Here is a 25,554-nt window from a genome sequence, read left to right on the forward strand (position 1 = left end):
CCGTAGGTTCTCGGTGCGGCCAGGGCCCGCTTCCCGTTCACCCGGATCAGGGCTTTTCCACCCGTCTCCCGACTGCCACGACGTGGGTCCGGCACTCTCCGACGCACCCCATCTCGAGAAGAAGGCTTCCATGACCATTGAAGAATCCCCCTCGTCCAGCAGCGTCACCCCGCTGCCCGCCGAGGCGTTCGCCGAACTGTACGCACGCATCGACGGCGTCGTCACGACGCCCGGCGACGCCACCTGGGACGCGGCCAGGCAGGCCTGGAACCTGAGCGCAGACCAGCAGCCAGAGGCCGTCGTCGCCCCGCGAACCGCAGAAGACGTGCAGGTGGTCATCGGATTCGCCGAGGCCAACCGGCTGCGCGTCGTCGCCCAGAGCACCGGGCACCTGGCGGCTCCGCTCGGCGACCTGTCCGGCAGCATCCTTCTGCGCACCGCCGCCCTGTCCGGCATTGACGTCGACTCCGATGCCCTGACGGTGCGCGTGGGCGCCGGCGTGCTCTGGGGCGACGTCACCGCCGCCTTGGCCGAGCATGGCCTCATGGCCCTGGCCGGGTCCTCCCCCGACGTTGGCGTCGCCGGCTACCTGCTCGGCGGCGGGCTCAGCTGGTTCGCCCGCAGCAGGGGGCTGGCCACCTCGCACGTGACCGCGATCGAGGTCGTCGCGGGCGACGGACGGATGCTGCGCGCCGCCGCGGACGAGGAGAGCGAGCTGTTCTGGGCGCTCCGCGGCGGCGGCGGCAACTACGGCGTGGTCACCGCGATCACGATGCGCGTCTTCGCGGTGCGCGACGCGTACGCCGGCATGCTCCTGTTCCCACTCGAGCGCGCCGACGAGGTGCTCACCGCCTGGGAGAGCTGGGCCCGCGACGCCGACGAGGCCGCCACGACCAGCATCCGTCTGCTGCGCCTGCCGCCCCTGCCGGAGCTGCCCGAGTTCCTGCGCGGCCAGCGCTTCATCGGCATCGACGGGGCAATCGCCGTCGCGCAGGGAGCGGGCGCCGCGGCGGAGCGGGTGGCCGCGGCCGTGGCCACGCTCGCCCCACTGCGGGAACTCGGCCCGATGATCGATAGCTTCGAGCTGATGCCGGCGGGCCGGCTCGGCGAGGTGCACATGGACCCGCCCGGCCCGGTTCCGGGCGTCGGCGACGGCGCGAACCTGGACGAGCTGCCGCGCGCCGCCATCGAGCGCATCCTGGAGCTGGCCGGCCCCGACGCGGACTCGCCCCTGCTCGCGGTGGAGATCCGCCAGATCGGCGGGGCCCTCGCGGTGCCGGCGGCCGACGGCGGCGCCGTGGACTCGATGCCCGGGCGCTTCTTGCTCTACGCGGTCGGCATCGCCCCGACGCCCGAGGTCGCGGCCATGGTGAAGTCGGCGACGACCGCGGTGCTCGACGCAACCCGGGACTGGCACAGCGGCGTTGACTACATCAACTTCCGGGAGTCGCAGGTCGCGCCGGAGCGGCTCTACCCCGCCGCGACGCTCACCCGGTTGCGCGCGGCCAAGAAACAGTATGACCCGGCCGACCGGATCCGCTCGGCGCACCCCATCCTCTAGCCCGGCTCGTCGCTGACGCTCCCCCAATCCCGTTGGCATGCGGGAGCGCCAGAATCCGTTGGCTCGAGGGAGCGCCAGGATCCGTTGGCTCGAGGGAGCGCCAGCGACCGAAGCCAACCCGCGCCACTTCCTCGCCCTCCGCGCCAGCCCAAATGGCGTAGAGCGCAGAAAGTGGCGCAGAGCGCCGCCCGCCCCTCCCCGCTGGTCGAGTAGGCCCGCCAGGGCCGTATCGAGACCCGGTTTCCGGCACGAAACCGAGCCTCGTGCGAGGTCTCGATACGCTCGTTCCTCGCTACTCGACCAGCGGGGTTGTGAGGCTCCCGTCGGCTCGAGGGAGCTCCAGCGACCGAAGCCAACCCCCTCCCCGATGGTCGAGTAGGCCCGCCAGGGCCGTATCGAGACCCGGTATCCGGCACGAAACCGAGCCTCGTGCGAGGTCTCGATACGCTCGTTCCTCGCTACTCGACCAACGGGGTTGCAAGGCTCCCGTCGCCTCGCGGAGCGCGAGGATCCGTCGGCTCGCGGGAGCGCCAGAATCCGTTGGCTCGAGGGAGCGCCAGCGACCGAAGCCAACCCCGCGGGGCTGCGGGTGGGCGGGGTGCTAGCCGCCGAGGGCGACGTCGCGGCGGCGCACCAGCACGGCGGCGAGCGCCGACAGCGCCACGGCGATCAGCAGCATCACCCAGGCCGCGCTCCAGTCGACGGGACCGGCACCCACGACCGGCGTGTGCGAGAACGGGGACGCGTCGCGCACGGCATCCGGCAGCCCGAGCAGCCCGCCGAACTGGCCGATGCCGATCGCCAGGATGGGCACCACCCAGCCGAGCCAGATCGTCGCGCGCGGCAGCGCGGCGAAGACGAGCGCCACGACAGCGAGCAGCACCAGCACGGCCGGCAGCTGGGCGAGCCCGGCCTGCGCGGCGACCGCGGCCCGGTCACCGACCCCGGCAGAGCGCGTGAGCCCGACGATCGCCCCGAGCACGGCGACCGCCAACACCAGCACGGCCGTCAGCGCGCCGAGCACCAGGTAGCTGGCGAACCAGCGCAGCCGCGTGATGCGCGTCGCGAGCACCATCTCGGCGGTGCCGGCCGCCTCGTCCTGGCGGGCGCGCACCATGGCCTGCACCGCACCGACCGCGGCGATGATGCCGACCAGGCTGAACATCGCGGCGGTGAACAGGTCGATGAAGGAGCCGGCGGCTCCCGGCCCCGCGAACGATTTCAGCGTGTTACCGAGTGTGCTGCTCACCTCGTCGGCCGCGCCGTTGCCGGCCTGTACCAGATCGACCATCGTCTGGCCGAGCGCGCCGATGAGCAGCCCGAAGAGGGCGCCGGCCACCATCCAGCCGACCACGGCATTGCGCTGCAGGCGCCAGGCCAGGCCGATCGGCCCGGCCAGGCCGGCGGGGGCGTGCAGCCGGCCCGGCCGCTCGGGGATGACGCTCGAGTCGACGTCGCGGTGGGCCTGCATCCAGAGCGACACGGCGACGAGCCCACCGCCGAGCAGCACGCCCAGGGCGAGCGGCCAGGCGCGCTGGCCGTCCGGCGCGCCGGCGGAGAAGGGCGCGACGGCCTGCCCCCAGCCGATCGGGCTGAGCCAGCTCGGCCAGGACGCCGTCATGCTCACCCCGTCGGCGTGCACGGTGCCCGTCGCGTCGCCGAGGCCGCGCAGCACGTAGGAGACGGTCACGACGGCCGCGGCCAGGCCGTTCGCGCCGCGCGAGGTGCGCATGAGCTGGGCGCAGAACAGGCCGACGCCGAGGAAGGCGATGCCGGTCACGGCGAGCGCCGCACCGGCCAGCCAGCTGCCGTATGCGCCTGCCCCGCCGGCCAGGTAGCCCACGGCGGAGACCAGGCCGATCACGAGGCTGAGCGCGACGCCCTCGATCACGGTCGCGACGCTCGGCGTGCTGCGGCCGGCCGGCGTCGCCCCGACCAGCTCGGCCCGGCCGGACTCCTCCTCGGCCCGGCTGTGCCGCACAGCGAGGAAGGTCTGCATCAGGCCGATCAGCACGCCGAGGAAGGCGAACAACAGGAAGAACTGGAAGGCGTCGGCGGCGGGGCCCTGCGGGGTGCCGCGCAGCATCAGCACGGCGGGTGTCGACTGGATCAGCTTCAGCACCTCAACCCGCTGCGCCTCCGTGCCGTAGGTGCCGACGACGGCCGCGTTGCCGACGTAGGCGAGCAGCGCGAAGCCGGCCACCCAGGCGAGCAGCTGCACCCGGTCGCGGCGGAAGCGCTGCGTCACGAGCGGCAGCAGCGTGTGCGGCGGCCTCCGCCCTGCGGATGCCGGGGCAAGCGCGCCGGCCGATCCGACGCGCCCTGCCGACGCGTGCGTTGCAGTCATCGCCGCGCCTCCTCGGTGTCCCCCTCGGCAGTTGCCCCGGCATCCGCCCCGTAGTGCCGGAGGAAGAGCTCCTCCAGCGACGGCGGGTTCACCGTGACGCCGGCCACGCGCAGCTCGGCGAGCGCGCCGAGCACCCGCGGCATGTCGTCGCTGTCGGCGGTGAAGCGCACCCGCCCGCCAGCGCGCACGAGCTCGTGCGCCGCGGGGATGCGGGCCAGCTGCTCCGGCGTGACCTCGCCCGCCTCCCCCACCGCGGCGAAGGCGATCTCGGTGCGGGTGAGGTGCCGCAGCTCGGCCAGCGTGCCGCTCTCGACGGTGCGGCCGGCGCGGATGATGCTCACCCGGTCGCAGAGGTGCTCCACCTCGCTCAAGATGTGGCTGCTGAGCAGCACGCTCGCCCCGTCGCCCAGCTGCAGGGCGATCTGCTCACGGAACACCGCCTCCATCAGCGGGTCCAGCCCCGAGGTGGGCTCGTCGAAGATGTACAGCTCGGCCGGGGTGGCGAGCGCCGCGATCAGCGCGACCTTCTGCCGGTTGCCCTTCGAGTAGGTGCGGGCCTTCTTCGACGGGTCGAATTGGAAGGCGGCGACGAGTGCCTCCCGCCTCGCGGCGTATGCGCGCTTGTCGGCGTCGCCGCCCCGCAGCCGGGTCAGCAGGTCGATGGCCTCGCCGCCGGAGAGGTTCGGCCACAGGCTCACATCGCCCGGCACGTAGGCGATCCGCGCGTGCAGCGCGGCCGCATCCGCCCAAGGGTCCTGTCCGAAGACGGATGCCGAGCCGCCGGATGCCCGCATCAACCCGAGCAACACCCGGATCGTCGTGGACTTGCCGGCGCCGTTCGGCCCGAGGAAGCCATGCACCTCGCCGCGGGCGACGCTGAGGTCGAGGCCGTCGAGCGCCGCCACCCGTCCGAAATGCTTCTGCAGACCCCGCGTCTCGATCACAGGGATCTCACCGACCGGGGTGTCCGTCACCGTGCTCATATGCGTGACGCTACGCCGCTCGGCGGCCACCGGGCAGAATTCTGACGAATTCCTTACGGCCATCGCGCGCCCTAGGCTCGGAGCATCACTCTCTTCCGCCGCCGCCCCATCGATCGCGAGATCCTGCGCCTCGCCGTGCCCGCGCTCGGCGCGCTCATCGCCGAGCCGCTGTTCCTGCTCGCCGACTCCGCGATGATCGGCCACCTCGGCGCCGTGCCCCTGGCCGGCCTCGGCATCGCCAGCGCCGTGCTGCAGACGATCATCGGGCTCATGGTGTTCCTCGCCTACAGCACCACCCCGGCTGTCGCCCGCCGGCTCGGTGCCGGCGACGAGCGGGGGGCCGTGGCATCCGGCATCGACGGCCTCTGGCTCGCCAGCGGCCTCGGAATCGTGCTGGCGATCGCCGGCTGGTTCGCCACACCCTGGCTGGCCGGGCTGTTCGGCGCCGAGCAGGCCGTCACCGAACAGGCCGTGATCTACCTCGGCATCTCGATGTTCGGCCTGCCCGCCATGCTGCTGGTCTTCGCGGCGACGGGCCTGCTCCGCGGCCTGCAGGACACCCGCACCCCGCTCTACGTCGCCGGCTTCGGCTTCGCCGCCAACATCGTGCTGAACTTCGTCTTCATCTACGGGCTCGGGCTCGGCATCGCCGGCTCGGCGATCGGCACCGTCGTGGCGCAGTGGGGCATGGCGGCGGTCTACCTCGTGGTCGCCGCCCGGCACGCCCGGCGCGTGGGGGCCGGGCTCCTCCCGCACCACGCCGGCGTACTCGGCGGCGCGGCCTCCGGCGGCTGGCTGTTCCTGCGCACGGTGAGCCTGCGCGCGGCGATGCTGCTCGCGGTGTTCACCGCGACGAGCCTCGGCTCCGACGAGCTGGCCGCCTTCCAGATCGCGATGACCCTGTTCGCCACGCTCGCCTTCGCCCTGGACGCCCTCGCCATCGCCGCCCAGGCGCTCGTCGGCAAGGGCCTCGGCGCCGGCGACACCGCCAGTGTGCGCGCCGTGCTCGCCCGCTGCCTGCAGTGGGGCATCGGCGGCGGCGCCGTGTTGGGCCTGCTCGTGATCGCGGCGAGCGGGGTGCTCGGCCTGGTGTTCACCAGCGACCCGGATGTCGCCGGGCTGCTGCCGCCGGCCCTCATCGTGCTCGGGCTCTCTGTGCCCCTCGGCGGGCTCGTCTTCGTGCTGGACGGCGTGCTGATCGGCGCCGGCGACGCGCGCTATCTGGCGCTCACCGGCATCCTGAACTTCGCCGTCTTCGTGCCGCTCGCCCTGCTCGTGCAGCAGCTGGCGATCCCGGATGCCGCGGGCCTGGCCTGGCTGATGGCGGCGTTCTCGTTCGGCTACCTCGGCGCCCGCGCGATCACGCTGGGCCTGCGCGCCGCGGGATCGCGCTGGATGGTCGTCGGCATGACACGGGCCTAGCCCGGCCGCCGACGACCACCCGGGTCGCGACTACAGGCTGATGAGCCCGGCGGTGGTGCTGCGCGCGCGCTCGAAGCGGGCGGCGACGTTCTGCCAGTCGACGATGTTCCAGAACGCGCTCACGTAGCTCGCGCGCACGTTCTGGTAGTCGAGGTAGTAGGCGTGCTCCCAGACGTCGAGCATGAGCAGCGGCACGAGGCCCGCGGGGAGGTTGCCCTGCTGGTCGTAGAGCTGCACGATGATCGGCTGCTGGCCGAGGGTGTCCCAGGCGAGGATCGCCCAGCCGGAGCCCTGCACGCCGAGCGCCGTGGCCGTGAAGTGCGCCTGGAACTTCTCGAAGGAGCCGAAGGTGTCGTCGATGGCCGCGGCGAGCTCGCCGACCGGCTTGTCGCCGCCGTCCGCGGACATGTTGGTCCAGAAGATGGAGTGGTTGACGTGCCCGCCGAGGTTGAAGGCGAGGTCCTTCTGCAGCTTGTTGACGTTGGTCAGGTCACCCGAGTCGCGGGCCTCGGCCAGCTGGGCGATGGCCGTGTTGGCGCCGGTGACATAGGCCTGGTGGTGCTTGCTGTGGTGCAGCTCCATGATGCGCCCGCTGATGGCCGGCTCCAACGCCGCGTAGTCGTAGCCCAGCTCGGGGAGTGTGTAGAGAGACATCGTTTCCTTTCAATCGGGCGCGCAGGTGCGCCCGGCCTGGTGATGACGGGAGGGGTGAAGTCGGGGGGCTCTCAGCCCAGGATGCTGTGCTGCTGCAGCCCGTGGAAGTTGCGGTCGTGGTAGACCAGCGGGTTGCCCTCGATGCCCTCGTCGATCTCGAGCACCTCGGCGATGACGAGGGTGGAGGCGCCGACCGCAACCGTGTTCACGATGGCGCAGCGCATCATCACCGCGGCATCCGGCAGCAGCGGCTCGCCGGTTCCGCGTGTGGTCCAGCCCTGCTCCTCGACGAAGCGCGGGGCGCCGCTGACGGCGAAGGAGCGGGCGATCTCGACGTTCTCCGAGCGCAGCAGGTGCACGACGCAGGTGGGCGCGGCCAGAATGCTCCCGGCCGATCCGGCCGTCGTCGTGACCGAGAACACCAGCACGGGCGGTGAGGCTGAGACGGATGCGACGCTCGAGGCGGTCAGGCCGACCGGGCCGTCCGGGCCCTCAGCGGTGATCACGGCGACCCCGGCCGGGTGCCGGCGGAACGCCGCCTTGAACTGATCGACCATTGTTGCGGCGGCATCCTGGGCCATTGTGCTCCTGTTCACGCGCGGCAGCGAAGATTGTGCACCGCACATCCGTAACGCTAACATCTCAAGTGCACTTGAGATCAAGGAGAACGTAACAATGGCGGTTGACCCCGCAACATCCGACCTGCTGCCGATCGGCCAGATCGCCCGGCGCGCCGGCGTTCCGGTGTCGACGGTGCGCTACTACGAGTCGATCGGGCTGCTTCCCTCCGTGCGTTCGGCCGGCAACACCCGCCAGTTTCCGCGGCACGTGCTGCGCCGCATCGCCTTCATCCAGATCTCGGTGCGCTACGGCGTCAGCCTGAGCGAGGTCGCCGAGATTCTGGCAACGCTGCCGGAGGAGCACCCGCCGACCCGCGCGGACTGGAAGCGCATCTCCGCCCGCTGGTCAGAGCACCTGGCCCGCCAGCAGGCCATCCTCGCGAGCATGCAGGAGGAGCTGACCGGCTGCATCGGCTGCGGCTGCCTCTCGCAGACGCGGTGCGCCGTCGTGAACTCGCGCGACCGGCTCGGCGACGACGGGCCGGGGCCGCGCCGGGTGCTGGATGCCGGCCTCGGGGCGTGAGCGGGCGGCGCGCTGAGCACCCCCACCGCTTGACCTCAAGCGCACTTGAGCTCGTACGGTGAATTCATGACCTACGTGATCGCACTGCCGTGCGTCGACCTCAAAGACAAGGCGTGCATCGACGAGTGCCCCGTTGACTGCATCTACGAGGGGGCCCGCTCGCTCTACATCCACCCCGACGAGTGCGTGGACTGCGGGGCGTGCGAACCGGTCTGCCCGGTCGAGGCCATCTACTACGAGGACGACCTGCCCGCCCAGTGGCAGGACTACTACACGGCGAACGTCGAGTTCTTCTCCGAGATCGGTTCGCCGGGCGGTGCCGCCCGGAGCGGCGCCCTGTCGTTCGACCACCCGATCATCGCCGCGCTGCCCGCGCAGCAGCCGTCCGCGTAGCGCGCTCCCGCTGGCTCACGGGAGTGCCCCTCCGTTGGTCGAGTAGGCCCGCCAGGGCCGTATCGAGACCCGGTGCCCAGCGCGGACCGTTTCTCGTGCGAGGTCTCGATACGCTCGTTCCTCGCTACTCGACCAGCGGGAGCGGTCGCACGTTGGCTCGAGGGAGCGCCAGCGACCGAAGCCAACACGCCCCCTCCCCGTTGGTCGAGTAGGCCCGCCAGGGCCGTATCGAGACCCGGTGCCCAGCGCGGACTGTTTCTCGTCCGAGGTCTCGATACGCTCGTTCCTCGCTACTCGACCAGCGGGATGGGCTGCTCGACCAGCGGGTGTTACTGTCTCCCATTGACTCCCCGGCTTCGGTCGCTCGTTCCTCGCTCCCTCCAGCCGACGTGGAAGGGGAGCGGGGCCCGCTCATCCACGCTGGCTCGAGGGAGCGCCAGCGACCGAAGCCAAGGGTCAGCGGGCGGGCGGGGCCGTCGTGTTGCCGCGGTGGAAGACGCTGCTGAAGCAGGTGCCCTCCGGGTGCTCGCCGGCCAGCATCTGCACCAGCGCCTCCCCGGCCGCGCGCCCCTTCGCCGCCGACGGCTGCACCAGCGTCGTCAGGTCGTAGGGCGCGAGCCCGTCAACCCTGACACCGTCGAAGCCGAGCACGCTGACGTCGGCCGGCACCGCGAGGCCGAGCTCCTCCGCGGCACGGATCACGCCGGCGGCCAGCAGGTCGCTCTGCGCGATCACCGCCGTCGGCCGGGTCTCGGGGTCGGCCAGCAGCGCGAGGCCGGCCAGCCGCCCCTCCTCGACGTCGCTGGCGCCGGCGGTCACCCCACCGATGCCGGGGAACACGAGGCGGGCGCCGGCGATGCGCTCGCTCGTCGTCGCCGACGTGCTCTCCGCCTCGCGCTCGGGCGTGAGCGGACCGCGCGTGCGCTCGGGGTCGAGCGGCAGCGTGACGAGGGCGACCCGGCTGTGCCCGAGCTCCCGCAGGTGCTCGGCGCCGCGGCGCGTGGCATCCTCGTTGTCGATTGAGATCTCGATGATGTCGTCTCCGGCGTGGCCCTCGATGGCGACCATCGGGATGCCGCGCAGCCGGAGCTGCGCGACGGTGTGCGCGAGCCGCGGGCTGCAGCCGATCAGGGCGACCGCGTCGACGGGGGCATTGGCGACGCTGACGGCGCCCTCTCCGGTGTCGGTGAGCAGCAACAGCCCGGCGCCGAGCGGCACGATGCCCTCCGAGATGCCGTCGAGCATCTGGATCTTCACCGGGTCGAGGAAGGCGGCGCGCACGCGCTCCTCGAGCACGACGCCGACGATCCCGGAACGGCCCCGGCGCAGCGACTGCGCGCGCGGGTCAGGGCCGGCATAGTCGAGCGCCTTCGCCGCCGCGAACACGCGCTCGCGGGTCGCATCCGAGACCGGCCCGGAGCCGCTGAAGGCCAGCGATGCCGTCGAGGCCGAGACGCCGGCGCGGGCTGCCACGTCGGCGAGTGTCGGGCGAGCGTGTGCTGCAGCGGCATCCGTCATGTGGGTAGTCTAGATCGAATAAATCGAATCGATTCGATACTATGGCTATCGCGCACACCGGATGCCACCCCCACCCGAACATCGGAACGCCATGTCAGAGCCGATCTCCCCGCCCGCCATCGCCACCGCGCCGACCCAGCGGCACGGCCTGCTGGCCTGGCGCAACGCCGTCTTCGCCGTGTTCTTCCTGAGCGGCCTGAGCGTCGCCAGCTGGGTCTCGCGCATCCCCGCGGTCCGCGACGACCTGCAGATCTCGCTGGAGACCGTCGGCCTGGTGATCCTCGGCATGTCGATCGGCTCGATCATCGGGCTCACCCTGTCGGCCGCCATCCTGGCCCGCTTCGGCGCGCGCCTCGGCATGATCCTCGCCCTCTGCATCGTCGCCACCGGGCTTGTGACGGTGGGCCTCGGCAGCAGCGTGTTCACCCTGCTGCCCGTCATCGTGGTCGGCATGGCGCTGTTCGGCTTCGGCAACGGCGCCGTCGACGTGATGATGAACGTCGAGGGCGCGGCGGCCGAGCGGGAGATCGGCAAGACGCTGATGCCGCTGATGCACGCCTTCTTCAGCTTCGGCACCATGGCCGGCGCCGCGCTCGGCGCGGCCGCCTCCGCCCTGCACGTGCCCGTCGGCGCCCATCTGGCGATCATGGCGGCACTGATCGTCGCCGCCATCTTCGTCGCGGTCCGATATATTCCGATCCGCGAATCCGTCGGCGACGACCCGCACACCGCGGCGCCCCGCCTGCCCTGGGCCGCCCGGCTGCGCGAGAACCTGGCTGTCTTCGCGGACGCCCGCCTCCTGCTGATCGGCGTCATCGTGCTCGGTACCTCGTTCGCCGAGGGCTCGGCGAACGACTGGATCGCCCTCGCCGTCGTCGACGGCCACGGCTTCGACAACACGACGGGCGCCATCATCTTCGGCGTGTTCGTGACGGCGATGACGGTCGGCCGCGTCGCCGGCGGCCCGATCCTCGACCGCTTCAGCCGCGTCCCGGTGCTGCGCGCCTGCGCCGCACTCGGCATCGTCGGCCTCGGCCTGTTCCTCTTCGGCGGCGGCGGCATGCCCGTCATCATCATCGGCACGATCCTCTGGGGCCTCGGCAGCGCCCTCGGCTTCCCCGTCGGGATGTCGGCCGCGGCCGACGACGCGAAGCACGCGGCCGCCCGGGTCAGCGCCGTCGCCATCATCGGCTACGGCGCCTTCCTGGCCGGCCCGCCGCTGCTCGGCTTCCTCGGCCAGCACTTCGGCATCCTGAACGCCCTCATCGTCGTGCTCGTGCTGCTGCTCCTGGCCGGGCTCTGCGCACCGGCCGCCCGCGAGGCCTCACGCCGGGCGCCTGCCCCCACCGCCTAGCGGCGAGGGGCGGCGAGCCGCCGCCCCTCCCCTGCCCCTGTTCCCGCGCCGCTCCCGCGCGACTCCCACCCGCGGATTCGGGCCGGCTTGACGTGAACCGCCGCGCTGACATACTCTTCCCTGCGGAAATGGAATCGATTCCGGGATCGATTCCAAATGACCCGGCTTGCACACACCACCCCCACATTTTGAGCTGGTCCACTGTCAATGAGGAGAGAAATGGACACGACAATTTCGGCACAGAGCGCGCCGACGCAGCAGCAGCAGCGGCGATCGGCGACGCGCGCCGTCGCGGCCAGCACCGTCGGCTCCGTGCTGGAGTACTACGACTTCTTCGTCTTCGGCTCGCTCTCGGCCCTGGTGTTCGGCCAGGTCTTCTTCGCGGCCGATGACCCCGCCGTGGCGACGCTGCTCTCCTTGGCCACCTTCACCGTCGGCTTCATCGCCCGCCCGCTCGGCGGCATCATCCTCGGCCACTTCGGCGACCGCGTCGGCCGCAAGCGCGTGCTGCTGTTCACCTTCATGCTCACCGGCATCGTCACGGTGCTGATCGGCTTCCTGCCCACCTACGCCCAGGTCGGCGCCATCGCGCCGATCCTGCTCGTTCTGCTGCGCATCCTGCAGGGCATCGGCATCGGCGGCGAGTGGGGCGGGGCGGCCCTGCTGGCCGTCGAGCACGCCCCGGCCAACCGCCGCGGCCTCTTCGGCAGCATCGTGCAGGCCGGCGCCCCGATCGGCGTGATCCTCTCCTCCGGTGTCGTCGCGATCCTCACGGCGACCATGGGCATCGAGGGCCTTGTCGCGGGCGGCTGGCGCATCCCGTTCCTCGCCAGCGCCGCACTGCTCCTCGTCGGTCTCTTCCTCCGCTTCCGCGTCGAGGAGACGCCGGAGTTCGCCGCCGTCAAGGAGGAGAAGAACGAGGCGAAGATGCCCGTGCTCGAGGCGCTGCGCAGCTACCCGAAGGAGATCCTGGCCGCGATCTTCATCCACACCAGCGACACCACCCTGGGCCTGGTGCAGGGCGTCTTCGTGCTCGGCTACGCCTCCGGCGTGCTCGGCATGGACCCGACCATCGTGCTCCTGGCCAACATCTTCTCCTCGGTCGTGAACCTCATCATCACGCCGATCGCCGGGCACTTCGGCGACAGCTACGGGCAGAAGCGCGTGCTGAGCGTCGGCCTGGTGGCCCTCGCCCTCTGGGCGTTCCCGATGTTCTGGCTGATCGGCACCGGCACCGTTGTCGGACTGTTCACCGCGACCGGCGTCAGCGGCTTGCTCGTCGGCACGCTCTTCAGCCAGCAGGCGACGCTCTTCGCCGACATGTTCGACCCGCGCGTGCGCTACTCCGGCATGTCGATGGGCTTCCAGCTCGGCACCGTGCTCGGCGGGGGCTTCGGACCGCTCATCGCCCAGTCGCTCACCTCGGCCACCGGCGGCGCGACGTGGAGCGTCTCGACGTACATCCTGTTCATCGCGATCGTCGCCCTGTTCTTCACGATCACGGTCAAGCCGCGATTCGGGGCCCACGCGCACGCCAACGTCGGCCGTCGCGCGGCCGTGCCCACCCGCTAGCCGCCCCGCGCGTCAGCCCACTCGTGACACCGCCCAGGAAAGGCTCTTCACCCATGTCGACTTCTCCCGCAGGATTTGCCGGAATCATTGGCGAGACGGTCGCAGACTCGACGCCTTCCTGGGCGGAACCGAGCAGCGCCCGCGCCAAGCGGCCCAACGTGGTCGTGGTGATCCTCGACGACACGGGCTGGGCGGACTTCGGCTGCTTCGGCTCGGAGATCAGCACGCCCACGATCGACGCCCTCGCGGCATCCGGGGTGCGCTTCAGCAACTTCAACGTCACGCCGCTCTGCTCGCCGACCCGGGCCTCGCTGCTCAGCGGGCGCAACCACCACGCGATCGGCATGCGGTTCTTGGCCGACACCGACACCGGGTTCCCGAACTCCCGCGGGGCGATCCGGCCGGATGTCGCACTGCTGCCGCAGATCCTGCGCGAGGAGGGCTACGGCACCTACCTCGTCGGCAAGTGGCACCTCGCCCCGCTGCACGAGCTGACCCCGGCCGGCCCGTACCAGAACTGGCCGCTCGCCCGCGGCTTCGACCGCTACTACGGCTTCCTCGACGGCTGCACCGACCAGTACGAGCCGGAGCTCTACGAGGACAACCACCCGACGGCCGTGCCCGACCGGCCGAACTACCACCTGAGCGAGGACCTCGCCGACAAGGCGGCCAGCTACGTGCGCAACCACGTCGCCTACCGACCGCACGACCCGTTCTACCTCCAGCTCGCGCTCGGCGCCACGCACGCCCCGTTCCAGGCGCCGCGGGAGTTCATCGACCGCTACGTCGACACCTTCACCACGGGCTGGGACGTCACCCGGCGCGAGCGGCTGGAGCGCCAGATCGAGCTCGGCCTCTCCCCCGAGGGCACGACGCTGACCGATCGCGTCGACGGCGTCGCGGCCTGGGACGAGCTCGACGACGAGCAGCGCACCGTCTTCGCGCAGCTCCAGGCGGCCTTCGCCGGATTCCTCGAGCACGCCGACGCACAGCTGGGCCGATTCCTCGACGAGCTGAGCGCCCTCGGCGAGCGCGACAACACGATCGTGCTCGTGCTCTCCGACAACGGGGCCAGCCCAGAGGGCGGCGCAGGCGGTGACGTCGACACCAACGCGCCATACAGCGGCGTGCGCCGCAGCGCGGCCGAGCTGCTGCCCCTGCTCGACGAGCTGGGCTCCAGCACCGGCGGCGCGCACTACCCGACCGGCTGGGCGATGGCCGGCAACACCCCGTTCCGGCGCTACAAGCAGTTCGTCGACCTCGGCGGCGTGCGCTCCCCGCTCGTCGTCTCCTGGCCGGCCGGCAACGTCGAGGCCGGATCGGTGCGTCCGCAGTTCGTGCATGCCATCGACATCGCCCCGACGCTGCTCGAACTGCTCGGCGTGCAGCCGCCCGCCCCCATGGACGGCTCCAGCGTCGCGGCGGCACTCACGAGCGACAGCCCCGAGATCGGGCGCAGCACCCAGCACTGGGAGATGCTCGGCCACCGGGCGATCTGGCACGACGGCTGGCGCGCGGTGACCAGGCACGTCTGCGGTGAGCCGTACGAGAACGACGAGTGGCGCCTCTACGACGCCCGCAACGACTTCGCCGAGTCCATCGACATCGCCGCGAGCGAGCCCGAGCGGCTGAGCGAGCTGCAGGAGCTGTGGTGGAAGGCCGCGCACGCGCACGACATGTTCCCGCTCGACGACCGGCCACTGCACGAGCTCATCGGCATCCGCGGCCCCGTCGGCCTCTACGCCGAGCGCCAGTTCGTGCTGCGCCCCGGCCAGGGCCACGTGCCGCTCTCCAGCGCCGTCACCGGCTCGAACCGCTCCATCGACGTCACCGCGCACTTCCTCGCCGACGCGAGCGCCGAGGGCGGGGTGTTGCTCTCCAGCGGCAACGTGCAGGGCGGCTTCCTGCTGCGCTGCGAGGCCGGCCGCCTCGTCTTCGAGCACTCCATGCTCGGCGAGCACGTCAGCGTCAGCTCCCCCGAGCCGCTCGGCGCCGAGGTGCGGACGGCCGGGTTCCGGCTCACCGCGCACGAGGACCGCACGGGCGACGTCGAGCTCGTCGTGGGCGAGCAGGTGGTGGCATCCGTGCACCTCGGCAACACCTCGGCCCACCTCTCCTTCTGGGGCATGGATGTCGGCGAGGCGCCCGTGAGCACGTTCAGCAGCGCCCCGCTGCACCCGGTGAGCGCCGGGCTGCTCGAGCGCATCGTCGTCGACGTGCACCCGGCCGCCGACGACGCGCTGGAGCTGGCCGAGTCGATTCTGGCCAGCGAATGAGCGCGGCAGCACGCCCGGTCATCCTCGACGTCGACACCGGGATCGACGACGCGCTCGCCCTCATGCTGGCGGGCCTCAGCCCCGCGCTCGACGTGCGGGCCATCACCTGCGTCGGCGGCAACGTCCACCTCGAGCAGGTCGTGCAGAACACGCTGCAGGTGCTGGAGCTCATCGGGCGCCGCGACATCCCCGTCGCCGCCGGGGCGCGCCAGCCCCTGCTCGAGTCGCCGATCGACGCCAGCTACATCCACGGCAGCAACGGCGTCGCCGACGCCGTGCTGCCGGCCGCGAGCCGCCAGCCGGAGGGCGTCCACGCCGTCGAGCTGCTGCGCCGCACGCTGCAGGATGCCGACGCCCCCGTCACGATCATCGCGCTGGCGCCGCTGACCAACATCGCACTGTTCGTCACCATGTACCCGGAGCTGCTGCCCCGCATCGAGCGCATCGTGTTCATGGGCGGCGCCGTCGGTGCCGGGAACGCCACCGCCAGCGCCGAATTCAACGTCTGGCACGACCCGGAGGCCGCCGCCATCGTGCTGCGCAGCGGTGTCGCCACCACCATGTACGGCCTGGAGGCGTTCTACGCCGTCACCTGCTCGGCCGAGCAGATCGCCGCGCTCAGCGCTGCCGCACCCGGCTCGGTCGCCTCGACGGTCGGCACCCTGCTGGCCCACCTGGCGGTCGTGACCGAGAACGAGGAGCGGATCGCCGGAGTCGGCGCCGCGGCCATCGGCGATGCCGGAACCGTCTGCGCCGTGATCGACCCGGACGGCCTCACCCTGCGCCGCGCGCAGGTCGAGGTCGCGCTGGCGCCGGGGATCACCCGCGGCCAGACCGTCGTGGACCTGCGCACCGGCCTCGGCGCCGGCGGCTCGGAGACGCACGAGGCCGCAGGCAACGTCGATGTCGTGCTCGCGGTGCGGGGCGAATCGTTCTCCCGCCTCTTCCTCGAGACGATGACCGGGCCGTTCTGACGGCCCCGGCCCCGCCGCGGGCGCGGGCGACACTAAGATCGCAAGGATGACAGGCAGAGACGCAACAGCGGGCGCGGCGACGATTCTCGACGTCGCCCGCCTGGCCGGCGTCTCGCGCACGACCGTCTCCCGCGTGCTCAACGAGCCGGAGCGCGTCACCGCGGCAACGCTCGACAAGGTGAACGACGCCGCCGCACGGCTCAACTACCACCCGAGCGCCGCGGCACGCACGCTGCGCATCGGGCGCACCGGCACCATCGCGCTCATCGTCGGCGACATCGCCCAGCCGTTCCACGGCGCCCTCGCCCAGGTGATCGCCGCCGCGGCCGAGGCCCGCGGAATGACCGTCGCCCTGCACGACCTCGCCCACAGCCAGGGCCGCCTGGTGCGGGTGCTCGAGAAGCTGCCCAGCCAGGGCATCGACGCGGCGATCATCGCCACCGCCGACCCGATCGACTCCCCCGAGGCGCAGTCCGCCATAGCCGCGCTCGTGCGCCAGGGGATCCCCGTCCTCACCACGATGGGCACGTCGGGCGTGGAGGGCGCGCACGTCGCCGACAGCGGCCACCTGGATTCCGCAGCACGGGCCACCGACGAGCTCATCGACTCCGGGGCCCGATCGGTCGCCCTCCTCGTCGGGCGTGCCGACGGCACGCACGCCGACAAGCTCCGCCTGGGCTACGAGCGGGCCCTCCGCCGCGTTGGTGCCCCCGCGATCGAGATCGACGGCGGGTACGACTTCGAGCTGTCCCGGCAGGCCGTGACCGCCCTGCTCCGGGAGCGCCCGGCCGTCGACGCCCTCGTGGTCGGCACGCTGCCCATGGCCCTCGGCGCCCTGCGCGCCGCGGAAGACCTCGGCATCCCCGTGCCGGGAGCGCTCGCCCTGATCTCCTGCGAGGAGGTGCCGCTGGCCGCCCAGGTGCGCCCGGCCGTCAGCACCGTCTGCATCGATGTCGGCGCCAACGGAGCCCAGATCATGCGGGTCCTGGACGCCGCGCTGAGCGGCGACGCCCCCACCGGCGACCCCTCCACGCCGGTCGCCGTTTACCGCGAGACCTTCGTCGGGCCCGCCCATCCGAGGCACAGCGCCGCGGCATCCGAGAGCACAGGTCGAAGCGTCTAAACTCAGACGGTGCGCCTTGTCATTGCTACCTGTTCCGTCGACTACGCCGGCCGCCTCGCCGCCCACCTGCCGCTCGCGAAGCGCCTGCTGATGGTCAAAGCCGACGGCAGCCTGCTGGTGCACTCCGACGGCGGCAGCTACAAGCCGCTGAACTGGATGAGCCCGCCGTGCACGCTCGCCGCGAGCGAGCCGGACGAGGACCAGGCCGCGGCCGGCATCACCGAGCTCTGGACGGTCACGCACACCAAGACCGCCGACAAGCTCGTGGTCAGCATCTACGAGGTCGAGCACGACAGCGACCACCCGCTCGGAATCGACCCCGGCCTGCAGAAGGACGGCGTCGAGGCGCACCTGCAGAAGCTGCTGGCCGAGCAGATCGAGCTGCTCGGCGACGGCCACACCCTGGTGCGCCGCGAGTACATGACGGCGATCGGCCCGGTCGACATCCTGGCCAGGGATGCCGCGGGCGGCGCCGTCGCGGTCGAGCTCAAGCGCCGCGGCGACATCGACGGCGTCGAGCAGCTGACCCGCTACCTCGAGCTGATGAACCGCGACCCGCACCTCGCCCCCGTGCAGGGCGTCTTCGCGGCGCAGGAGATCAAGCCGCAGGCCCGCACGCTGGCCGAGGACCGCGGCATCCGCTGCCTCGTGCTCGACTACGACGCCATGCGCGGCCTCGACGACGGGCACCACCGCCTCTTCTAATCCGGTGTCGATAGGCCGACTCCCAGCGGCCGAACCGTAGGATGGCTCGGTGAGTACCCCCACCTTGACTACCGTGACGACCGCGACGAGCACCTGGTCCGCCATCCTGTTCGACCTCGACGGCACCATCACCGACTCGGCCCCCGGCATCACCGCCTCCCTGGCCCGCACCTTCGAGACCCTCGGCCGGCCGGTTCCGGATGCCGCCGAGCTGCTCGCCTACGTCGGCCCGCCCCTGCTCGACTCCTTCCGCGCGCGCGCCGGCATGGACGAGGAGCAGGCCTGGGAGGCCATGCGCACCTACCGCGCCGACTACAACGGCAGCGCCCTCGACACCGCCGTCTTCCCCGGGGTCGCCGGGCTGATCGAGCGCATCAAGGCGGCCGGCGTGCCGCTGGCCCTGGCCACCAGCAAGCCGGAGACCGTCGCGACGCGCATCCTCGAGGCCTTCGACCTGGCCCAGTACTTCGACGTGATCTGCGGCGCCACCGAGGACGAGAGCCGCAGCGCCAAGGCCGACATCGTGGCCGAGGCCCTGCGCCGCCTGGAGGAGCAGGGGCACGACGTCTCCCGCGCCGTCATGGTCGGCGACCGCAGCTACGACACCATCGGCGCGGCCGCCAACGGCGTGCCGACGATCCTCGTCGAGTGGGGCTACGGCTCCCCCGCCGAGGCCGCCGACGCCTACGCCACCGTGTACTCCACCGACCAGCTCGCGAAGAAGCTGCTCGGCTAAAAAACCCGCCGCCACGAACAACGGAGTTCCCATGACGCGCACCCAGACGACGACCGAACGCGAGATCACGGCGTCCGTTTCGCTCTGCCTGCCGAACGGCAGGCTGAACCCGGCCGCGGTCGGCTGGGTGCGGCATCCGCTGATCGACACCGATCGCATCGGCCGCGGCAGCTACGGCTGGGGCCGCAACAAGCGCTGGGAGTACTGGGCCGTCACCTCGCCGACCCACATCGTGAGCATCACCGTGTCGAGCCTCGACTACGCCAGCCTGCACCAGCTCTGGGTACGGGATCGGGCCACCGGCGAGGAGATCGACCTCGTCGCGATCAGCCCGCTGACCGGCAGCGCGACCCTGCCGGGAACGCTCGGCACCGGCCCGGCCCGGGCACGCTCCAAGGCGCTCACCATCGACATTGACGAGATGCATGCAGACGAGATGAATGCAGGCGAGATGAATGCAGGCGAGATGAATGCAGGCGAGCTGGATGCCGCCTCTGGCGCTCCGGCTGCCGACACGGGCGGCACCCGGCTGCGGGCAGCCTCGGCCCGGGTCAGCATCGACATCGTCGCCGAGCGGCCCGCCGGCCAGGAGGGCATGGGCGTCGTCGTGCCGTGGGGCGAGCGGCTGTTCCAGTACACCGTCAAGGACGTGGCCCGGCCAGCCCGCGGCAGCGTCACCATCGACGGCGTGCGGCACGAGCTGCCCGCCGGCGACTCCTGGGCGACCCTCGACCACGGCCGGGGCCGCTGGCCGTACTCGATGACGTGGAACTGGGGCGCGGCATCCGGCGTGGTCGACGGCAAGCGGATCGGCCTGCAGCTGGGCGGCAAGTGGACGGCCGGAACCGGGTCAACCGAGAACTCACTCGCCGTCGACGGCCGGCTCACCAAGTACGGCGACGAGCTGGTCTGGGAGTACTCGACGAGCGACTTCCTGGCCCCGTGGCGCATCCGCGGCGAGCACCTCGACCTCGTCTTCACCCCCGAGTTCGACCGCTCCTCGCAGACCAACATGCTCGTCGTCGGCTCCGAGACGCACCAGTGCTTCGGCAGCTACAGCGGCACGGCCACCGACGAGACCGGCGCCGTGCTGCGGGTCGACGGCGTCTACGGCTGGGCCGAGCACGTGCACAACCGCTGGTAGCGCCGCTTTCGGCGCGGTCGTCTGAGCGGGCAGAATTGTCTCATGCTCACATTCGCCCTGATCTTCCTCGCCCTCGCCGCGCTGATCCATGTCTACATCTTCGTGCTCGAGTCGTTGCGCTGGACGGCTCCGTCGACCCGCAAGACCTTCGGCACGAGCGAGGCGGATGCCGCCACCACCCGGCAGCTCGCCTACAACCAGGGCTTCTACAACCTGTTCCTCGCCATCACCGTGGCGGTCGGCATCGGCTTCGCGGCCGCCGGCGCGCTGGCTCCGGGCGCCGCGCTGCTCTTCGCCGGGGCCGGATCGATGGTGGCGGCGGGCCTGGTGCTTCTCACCTCCGACCGCCGGAAGCTCCGCGCCGCCCTCATGCAGCTGACCCCGCCGCTGATCGGCCTGGTGTTGCTGCTGATCGCGCTGCTCGGCTAGGCCCGCGAGCGCCTCAGCACGCGCGCGCCCAGGACCGCGCCGCTGCGCCCCTTTCTGCGCTGCGCGCCGGCAGAGGTGGCGCGGGGCGCAGAAAGTGGCGCACGGCGGATGCCGGCACCCGAGGGTCTAGGAGGCGATGCCCGGTACGAATCCCGGGGTCGAGCTGATGAACATGTCGATGATGGAGAAGACCCACACGATCGCCGCGACGGCGGTGATGACGTTGACGGCGAGCGCGACCCAGATCGGGGCGAGGCCACGCCCGGCCTGGCGCTTGACCACGATGGAGCGGCCGATCACGTAGACGAAGCTGCTCAGGATGGCCCACGCCCAGTGGAAGCGGCGCGGGTAGCCCTGCTGGCCGAGCCAGCGCCAGTCCAGCACGGCGAACACGATCAGGGCGGCGGCGAGCGCCCAGCTGCCGAGCGTCATCAGCGCGTAGCCGGGGTTCATCAGCAGCGTCGCCTCTGAAACGTCCGGGTTCTCCAGCACCAGCTGCAGGAACGACCGGAAGTCCCAGGTGAACAGGAGCAGCAGCGAGACGAGGGGCATCAGCACGATGGCCCAGATCTGCCACCCCGTCGTCGGCGCGCCCTGCCCGAGGCCCGGCTGTGCAGCCGACATCGAGTAGGGCTGCGAGCCGTACGGCTGGGCCAAGTACGGCTGCGCAGAATAGGGCTGCGCGGAAGAGGGGTGTGCGGCCGTGGCCCGCCCGCCGTACGCAGGCGCCCCCTGTGCCTGGGCGGCCGGGCTCACGTACTCACCGTAGGCCGGTGCGACGCGCGCAGGGGCGGTCGGCTGCGGCGCCGGGGAGGTGTGCGTGCTCCACTGGGAGCCGTCCCACCAGCGCAGTTGCGCGGCGTCCTGCGGGTCTGCGTACCAGCCGGCGGCCGGCAGCGTGGCGTTCGGGGAGCTCAAGGTCATCGCACATCTCCATCCTGGGCGGCCGTGCCGCGCACCATTTCAACCCAGCGGGCGAGGAAAGCCGCCCCCGCCTCGTCGTGAATCAGATTCCCGGCGGTCAGCACGGGGTAGGGCTTCTCCGGCACGCCATCGGCGGGCCGCACATCCACGTGCGCCACCGTGTAGCCCTGCTCGTTCAGCCAGTCGGCCATGGCGTAGTCGGTGCGTGAGTCACCGACGGTGCGCCACTGCAGCGGCAGCGGCCCGTTCGGTCGCAGCATCTCGAGCGCGCGCATCGCGCCGAGGTCCTTGCCGAGCTGGACCGATTCAATGTCCGTGGAGATGATCGTCGTGTCGACCCGGTAGGCCACCTCGCCGTCGGATGCCGCGGCGCTCACCCCGTCGTGCTCGACGCCGAAGTCGTGGCGCCCCATCTCGGCGAAGGCCGCGGCGTCGAACGCCGCCTGTTGCGCCCGGTAGTCGGCGCTCTCGACGTGCTTGTGCTGCTCCACCGAGACCATGGCGCGCTTGGTCTGGTCGAAGAACATGTGCTCGGAGAAGCGCTCCGCGACGAGCTGCTCGATCGCTGCGCCGTAGGCGGCCGGAACGGCCAGCTCACTGGACACGTGAATCTCGCCTGCACCCTCCGGGGTGATCGCGAACCAGACGGCGCCCTTCTCGCAGACCGCGAAGACGCGGGCGTGCTCCGGCAGGCCGGCCGCGACGAGCGGGGCGACGACCTCCTCGCGCAGGAAGGCGTCGGAGCGCCCCGTGTTGAACACGATGGGGATTCCGGCATCCGCCAGCGTCACCAGGTCGCTGATGATCGATTCGATCGCGATCGTGCGCGTCACGGGACTGGCGATCGGGCCGTCGACGTCCAGGAGCAGGCCGAGCGGTGGTACGGAAACACTCATACTCCGACGCTACCGGGCGCGGCGGCCACTCCGTGACAGCGCCCCGGCGCAACTTGCGCTTTCCGTCGTGGCCCCGCCGGCTCAGAGCGCGGCGAAGCGCCGCCGCACACCGGCGAGTGCCCGCGCCCGGCTGGCCGCGCCGCGCTGGGTGGAGCGGCCGATCGAGATGTGCCGGAAGCGGCGGATGCCGATCAGGCGGAAGGTGCCGCGGCCCAGGATGGCGGCGGCCGGCCGGCCGAACCACCAGCGGTAGAGCGTGTCATCCGTCGTCATCACCGAGACGACGCTCACCCCGCGCAGCCGCGGCAGCCTGCTGCGCAGGGCGCCGCCGATCCGCGGCTCGTCGAAGGCGAAGCCCTTGGCCAGCACCCGGTCGAGGAACCCCTTCGTGCCGGCCGGCATCGCCATCCACCAGACGGGGAACACGAAGACCAGGTGGTCGGCCGCGGAGAGCCGGCGCTGCAGGGCGCCGGCATCCTCCCGCATCGGCCCTCCGGTGCGCCAGGCGCGCAACTCGGCCGCGCTCATCACCGGGTCGAACCCCTCCGCGGCGAGGTCGGCGATGTCGACGCTGTGCCCGGCGGCCGCGAGCCCGCCCCGCACCGCGTCCAGCGCTGCGGCGGCCAGGCTGCGGTTGTGCGGCACGTTCTCGTGCGCCTCCGCACCGTAGGGGTGGTCGAAAACGACGAGAACATGCATGACGGCCTCTCACTCGGGTGGACGGACGCCGAGCCGGTGCCGGGCGGCCGGATGCCACGCGTAACAGTTTCACCTGAAACAGTTGCTTGCGCAACCGTGTTGGCTAGACTGGGGCCATGGCAGACACCCCCGGCGCCGCCGGCAGACCCCCGGCCCCCCTCGACGCGGAGGAGCAGCTCATCGCGCTCTGGCTGCAGGCCCGGCACACGGCGGCGGCGATGGAAGCGGCGCTCGACGCACGACTGCAGCGCGAGCTCGGCGTGCCGCTGGCCCGCTACGCACTGCTCTGCACGCTCGACGACCCCGACTGCGCGCTCAATCAGCAGGTGATCGCGGCGCTGCTCGGCATGAACAAGAGCAGCGTCAGCCGGCACGTCGACGCCGCAGCGCAAGCCGGGCTCGTCGCGGCCGCGGTGTCGGCGGAGTCCCGGCGCGACAAGACGGTGCGCCTGACGGAATCCGGCCGCAGCCTGCTCGAGCGGGGGCGTGCGATCGTCGCGGGCTACGCGCCGCAGCTGCCGCAGCAGCAGCTCGACCAGGCCATCGCGACGCTGGCCCATTTCACCCCGCCGGCCGCGGCATAACCACACAATCTCCGGGAGCGGCAGGGCGCCGGGGGGCGCACAATAGGCAGATGACCATTCGGCGGTGGGAGCGGCCATTCTGGTGGTGGCTCGACTACGTCTATGCGGGCTGGCAGCAGGCCAGGTCGCTGCTCAAGCGGCGCCGACCGGGCTCCTTCGCCGAGGGCAGCCCCGAGCTGCCCGCCGTCATCCTGCTGCCCGGCGTCTACGAGACGTGGCTGTTCCTGGAACCGCTCGCCCAGCGGCTGAACGCCAGGGGGCATCGCGTGTTCGCCGTGCCGGAGCTCGGCCTGAACCGGATGCCGATCACCCGCTCAGCCGAGGTGGTGGCGGTCGCCCTCGCCCGCCTGCGCGCGGAGCACGGCCTCGACCGCGTCATCCTGCTCGCCCACAGCAAGGGCGGGCTGATCGGCAAGCAGCTGATGGCGACGGATGACGCCGCCCCACTCGGGCTCGGGATCGTCGGCATGGTCGCGGTCTCCACGCCGTTCTCCGGCTCCAGCTATGCCCGTTTCCTGCCCACGTCGACGCTGCGCGCCTTCTCGCCGCAGGACGAGGTGCTGCAGTGGCTCGCCGGTCAGCGCAACCCGAACGGCAAGATCGTCTCGGTGTACGCCGAGTTCGACCCGCACATCCCCGACAAGAGCGCCCTCGACGGGGCCCTGAACATCGAGATGCCGATCGCCGGCCACTTCCTCCCGCTCGGCAACAGGCTGCTCGGCGAGACCGTGGAGCGCGCCGTGGGCGGCCTGCTGCGCGCACCGCAGCCGCCGGTGCCCTGAGACAGGCCCGCCGAGACCGACGCGGGCCGAGGCCGACCCTGGCCGAGACCGACTCTGTCCGAGACCGGTCCCGCCCGAGGCCGCCTATGCCCTGAGTGCGCTGAGGGCGGCCAGCAGGAACGGCAGCAGCAGGAGCAGCGCGCCGAAAGCCAGCACGGTCGCGCCGAGCAGGAATCCGGCGAGCGAGATCCGGGAGCCGCGCACGGCCTCGTTGCGCCGGAGTTCCCGGCGCGCGAGCAGCCCGCTCACCACGGCCACGGCGCCCAGCGGGGCACCGATCAGCGGCAGCGCGACGAAGCACAGCGCCGCGAGCCCGACCACGAGTGCGCCGACCGCGCTGCCCAACACGGGCCGCACGCCGACGGGATCCGTCTGCGCGTCCATCCACCCCCTTGGTCGTGGGCCCGAGTGTAGCGAGGGTGCCCCGCGCGGGCAACGGATGCCGCGGCACCCACCCGGGCCCTCGCCTCGGGCCGAGCGCCCGGCCCGTGCACTCGACCCGAGCGCCCGGCCCCTATGCGGAGGTCATCCCGGAGGTGTCCGGTGCGCTGACCAGGCCGGCGGCGGCATCCGTCAGGAAGCGGCCGGTTGCCGACCAGTCCGCCTGCTCCGGGTGCTCGCTGATGCGCTCCTCGTAGGTGGCGCAGGCCGCGGTGATCATGTGCGCCATCAGCGTGAAGCGGCCGTTGATGACGTCCGGGTGGATGTGGCTGAGGCGGGTGTGCAGGATCCGCGCAACCCGGCGCAGGCTCGGGGCGAGCAGCGGGTCCTCGTCGAACAGGTGCCCGATCGCGGGATCGGCCAGCGCCTGCCGGATGAAGCGCGCGCGCCAGCTCGGCTGCGGCAGCGCACCGAGCGATTCCGTCATCGGCAGCACGGTCGCCCGCACGTAGTCGATGATCTCGCCGTCGTCGCCGAGGGCATCGATCATGGCGGCCCGCCGGGGCTCCAGCTCGGAGACCTGGCGCTCGACCATCTGCTGCAGCAGGCCCTCGCGGCTGCCGAAGTGGTAGGCGACGGCCGAGTGGTTCGTGTTGCCGGCCTCCTCGGCGATCCGGCGGCTGGACACCTGCGCGATGCCGTGCTGGGCGATCAGCCGCTCGGCCGCGTTCATCAGGGCGTCCTTGGCAGGCGCGCTGGGTCTGGCCACGTTCTCCACCGATCATCACTCGTCGACATCTCGCCCGTCGGACGGGCCGAGGCCCGGGGCGATCACCCCGATTCTACCCGCCAATTTCCCTTTATAAGTCACATGACTTATATTGGTTTATCCGGGTCCCCATCGCCGCCCCCTGGAAACGCACCGGCGCGTCGTCCGGGTCTGCGTCGAATCCA

At 71.8% G+C, this 25,554-nt stretch carries 25 protein-coding genes; 15 read left to right on the forward strand and 10 right to left on the reverse strand.

The window, feature by feature from the left end; translation table 11 throughout:
* Positions 1 to 130 precede the first annotated feature (130 nt).
* Positions 131 to 1,561 (forward strand): FAD-binding oxidoreductase, encoded by a 1,431-nt coding sequence (locus tag BLT62_RS17570; RefSeq protein WP_172829597.1) that lies wholly within the window; start codon positions 131 to 133, stop codon positions 1,559 to 1,561.
* Between the two features lie 601 nt (positions 1,562 to 2,162).
* Here BLT62_RS17570 and BLT62_RS01020 read toward each other — a convergent pair.
* Entirely contained in the window at positions 2,163 to 3,908 is a 1,746-nt protein-coding gene (locus BLT62_RS01020; RefSeq protein ID WP_083362387.1) for an ABC transporter permease, read from the reverse strand.
* Positions 3,905 to 4,891, reverse strand: a complete 987-nt coding sequence (locus BLT62_RS01025; protein ID WP_172829598.1) for an ABC transporter ATP-binding protein — start codon at positions 4,889 to 4,891, stop codon at positions 3,905 to 3,907. The genes BLT62_RS01020 and BLT62_RS01025 overlap by 4 nt, the downstream gene beginning before the upstream one ends.
* Positions 4,892 to 5,026: 135 nt before the next feature.
* On the opposite strand from BLT62_RS01025, the gene BLT62_RS01030 reads away from it, so the two are divergent.
* Complete coding sequence (locus BLT62_RS01030; protein WP_083362388.1) at positions 5,027 to 6,313, forward strand: MATE family efflux transporter; 1,287 nt, start codon at positions 5,027 to 5,029, stop codon at positions 6,311 to 6,313.
* 30 nt (positions 6,314 to 6,343) lie between these two features.
* Here the strand turns inward: BLT62_RS01030 and BLT62_RS01035 are convergent, their stop codons facing one another.
* Together BLT62_RS01035 and BLT62_RS01040 are read right to left on the reverse strand one after the other, a co-directional pair.
* Complete coding sequence (locus tag BLT62_RS01035) at positions 6,344 to 6,967, reverse strand: superoxide dismutase (protein WP_083362389.1); 624 nt, start codon at positions 6,965 to 6,967, stop codon at positions 6,344 to 6,346.
* Positions 6,968 to 7,038: 71 nt separating this feature from the next.
* Positions 7,039 to 7,563 (reverse strand): flavin reductase family protein, encoded by a 525-nt coding sequence (locus tag BLT62_RS01040; protein WP_331710509.1) that lies wholly within the window; start codon positions 7,561 to 7,563, stop codon positions 7,039 to 7,041.
* 79 nt (positions 7,564 to 7,642) lie between these two features.
* Here BLT62_RS01040 and soxR point away from each other — a divergent pair, with 79 nt between their 5' ends.
* Together soxR and fdxA are read left to right on the forward strand one after the other, a co-directional pair.
* Positions 7,643 to 8,110 carry a redox-sensitive transcriptional activator SoxR gene (soxR, locus tag BLT62_RS01045; RefSeq protein ID WP_083362391.1) on the forward strand — a complete coding sequence of 156 codons (468 nt, stop codon included), beginning with the start codon at positions 7,643 to 7,645 and terminating at the stop codon, positions 8,108 to 8,110.
* A gap of 66 nt (positions 8,111 to 8,176) precedes the next feature.
* Entirely contained in the window at positions 8,177 to 8,503 is a 327-nt protein-coding gene (fdxA, locus tag BLT62_RS01050) for a ferredoxin (RefSeq protein ID WP_083362392.1), read from the forward strand.
* Between the two features lie 456 nt (positions 8,504 to 8,959).
* On the opposite strand, the gene BLT62_RS01055 is transcribed toward fdxA, so the two are convergent.
* The gene (locus tag BLT62_RS01055) at positions 8,960 to 10,021 is read right to left on the reverse strand and encodes a LacI family DNA-binding transcriptional regulator (RefSeq protein ID WP_083362393.1); all 1,062 of its coding nucleotides are present in this window, start codon (positions 10,019 to 10,021) and stop codon (positions 8,960 to 8,962) included.
* A 91-nt stretch (positions 10,022 to 10,112) separates the two neighbouring features.
* Between BLT62_RS01055 and BLT62_RS01060 the strand changes: the two genes are divergently transcribed.
* The 9 genes from BLT62_RS01060 (at position 10,113) to BLT62_RS01100 (ending at position 20,334) form a co-directional block, all read left to right on the forward strand.
* Positions 10,113 to 11,375, forward strand: a complete 1,263-nt coding sequence (locus tag BLT62_RS01060; RefSeq protein WP_083362394.1) for an MFS transporter — start codon at positions 10,113 to 10,115, stop codon at positions 11,373 to 11,375.
* Between the two features lie 219 nt (positions 11,376 to 11,594).
* The gene (locus tag BLT62_RS01065; RefSeq protein WP_172829599.1) at positions 11,595 to 12,947 is read left to right on the forward strand and encodes an MFS transporter; all 1,353 of its coding nucleotides are present in this window, start codon (positions 11,595 to 11,597) and stop codon (positions 12,945 to 12,947) included.
* A gap of 53 nt (positions 12,948 to 13,000) precedes the next feature.
* Positions 13,001 to 15,223, forward strand: coding sequence for an arylsulfatase (locus BLT62_RS01070; protein ID WP_083362396.1), 2,223 nt, complete (start codon positions 13,001 to 13,003; stop codon positions 15,221 to 15,223).
* Positions 15,220 to 16,197, forward strand: coding sequence for a nucleoside hydrolase (locus tag BLT62_RS01075; protein ID WP_083362397.1), 978 nt, complete (start codon positions 15,220 to 15,222; stop codon positions 16,195 to 16,197). The genes BLT62_RS01070 and BLT62_RS01075 overlap by 4 nt, the downstream gene beginning before the upstream one ends.
* Positions 16,198 to 16,243: 46 nt before the next feature.
* Entirely contained in the window at positions 16,244 to 17,320 is a 1,077-nt protein-coding gene (locus BLT62_RS01080; protein WP_083362398.1) for a LacI family DNA-binding transcriptional regulator, read from the forward strand.
* Positions 17,321 to 17,329: 9 nt separating this feature from the next.
* Entirely contained in the window at positions 17,330 to 18,025 is a 696-nt protein-coding gene (nucS, locus tag BLT62_RS01085) for an endonuclease NucS (RefSeq protein ID WP_083362399.1), read from the forward strand.
* A 49-nt stretch (positions 18,026 to 18,074) separates the two neighbouring features.
* Complete coding sequence (locus BLT62_RS01090; RefSeq protein WP_083362400.1) at positions 18,075 to 18,761, forward strand: HAD hydrolase-like protein; 687 nt, start codon at positions 18,075 to 18,077, stop codon at positions 18,759 to 18,761.
* Between the two features lie 31 nt (positions 18,762 to 18,792).
* Positions 18,793 to 19,905, forward strand: a complete 1,113-nt coding sequence (locus tag BLT62_RS01095; protein ID WP_083362401.1) for a DUF2804 domain-containing protein — start codon at positions 18,793 to 18,795, stop codon at positions 19,903 to 19,905.
* 42 nt (positions 19,906 to 19,947) lie between these two features.
* Positions 19,948 to 20,334 carry a DUF1304 domain-containing protein gene (locus tag BLT62_RS01100; RefSeq protein WP_083362402.1) on the forward strand — a complete coding sequence of 129 codons (387 nt, stop codon included), beginning with the start codon at positions 19,948 to 19,950 and terminating at the stop codon, positions 20,332 to 20,334.
* Between the two features lie 126 nt (positions 20,335 to 20,460).
* Here BLT62_RS01100 and BLT62_RS01105 read toward each other — a convergent pair whose 3' ends face one another.
* The 3 genes from BLT62_RS01105 to BLT62_RS01115 form a co-directional block, all read right to left on the reverse strand.
* Positions 20,461 to 21,258, reverse strand: coding sequence for a DUF2510 domain-containing protein (locus BLT62_RS01105; protein ID WP_083362403.1), 798 nt, complete (start codon positions 21,256 to 21,258; stop codon positions 20,461 to 20,463).
* Positions 21,255 to 22,154, reverse strand: a complete 900-nt coding sequence (locus tag BLT62_RS01110; protein ID WP_083362404.1) for a hypothetical protein — start codon at positions 22,152 to 22,154, stop codon at positions 21,255 to 21,257. Before BLT62_RS01110 ends, BLT62_RS01105 begins: the two co-directional genes overlap by 4 nt.
* A gap of 81 nt (positions 22,155 to 22,235) precedes the next feature.
* The gene (locus BLT62_RS01115; protein ID WP_083362405.1) at positions 22,236 to 22,853 is read right to left on the reverse strand and encodes an NAD(P)H-dependent oxidoreductase; all 618 of its coding nucleotides are present in this window, start codon (positions 22,851 to 22,853) and stop codon (positions 22,236 to 22,238) included.
* A 116-nt stretch (positions 22,854 to 22,969) separates the two neighbouring features.
* Between BLT62_RS01115 and BLT62_RS01120 the strand changes: the two genes are divergently transcribed.
* Both BLT62_RS01120 and BLT62_RS01125 read left to right on the forward strand, forming a co-directional pair.
* Positions 22,970 to 23,437, forward strand: coding sequence for a MarR family transcriptional regulator (locus BLT62_RS01120; RefSeq protein ID WP_083362406.1), 468 nt, complete (start codon positions 22,970 to 22,972; stop codon positions 23,435 to 23,437).
* A gap of 50 nt (positions 23,438 to 23,487) precedes the next feature.
* Positions 23,488 to 24,219 carry an esterase/lipase family protein gene (locus BLT62_RS01125; protein ID WP_083362407.1) on the forward strand — a complete coding sequence of 244 codons (732 nt, stop codon included), beginning with the start codon at positions 23,488 to 23,490 and terminating at the stop codon, positions 24,217 to 24,219.
* Positions 24,220 to 24,303: 84 nt separating this feature from the next.
* Here BLT62_RS01125 and BLT62_RS01130 read toward each other — a convergent pair whose 3' ends face one another.
* A complete protein-coding gene (locus BLT62_RS01130; RefSeq protein WP_083362408.1) occupies positions 24,304 to 24,603 on the reverse strand; it encodes a hypothetical protein in 300 nt (99 codons plus the stop codon).
* A 130-nt stretch (positions 24,604 to 24,733) separates the two neighbouring features.
* A complete protein-coding gene (locus BLT62_RS01135; RefSeq protein WP_083365239.1) occupies positions 24,734 to 25,369 on the reverse strand; it encodes a TetR/AcrR family transcriptional regulator in 636 nt (211 codons plus the stop codon).
* Positions 25,370 to 25,554 lie beyond the last annotated feature (185 nt).

Source organism: Microterricola viridarii, from assembly GCF_900104895.1.
Classification (GTDB): domain Bacteria; phylum Actinomycetota; class Actinomycetes; order Actinomycetales; family Microbacteriaceae; genus Microterricola; species Microterricola viridarii.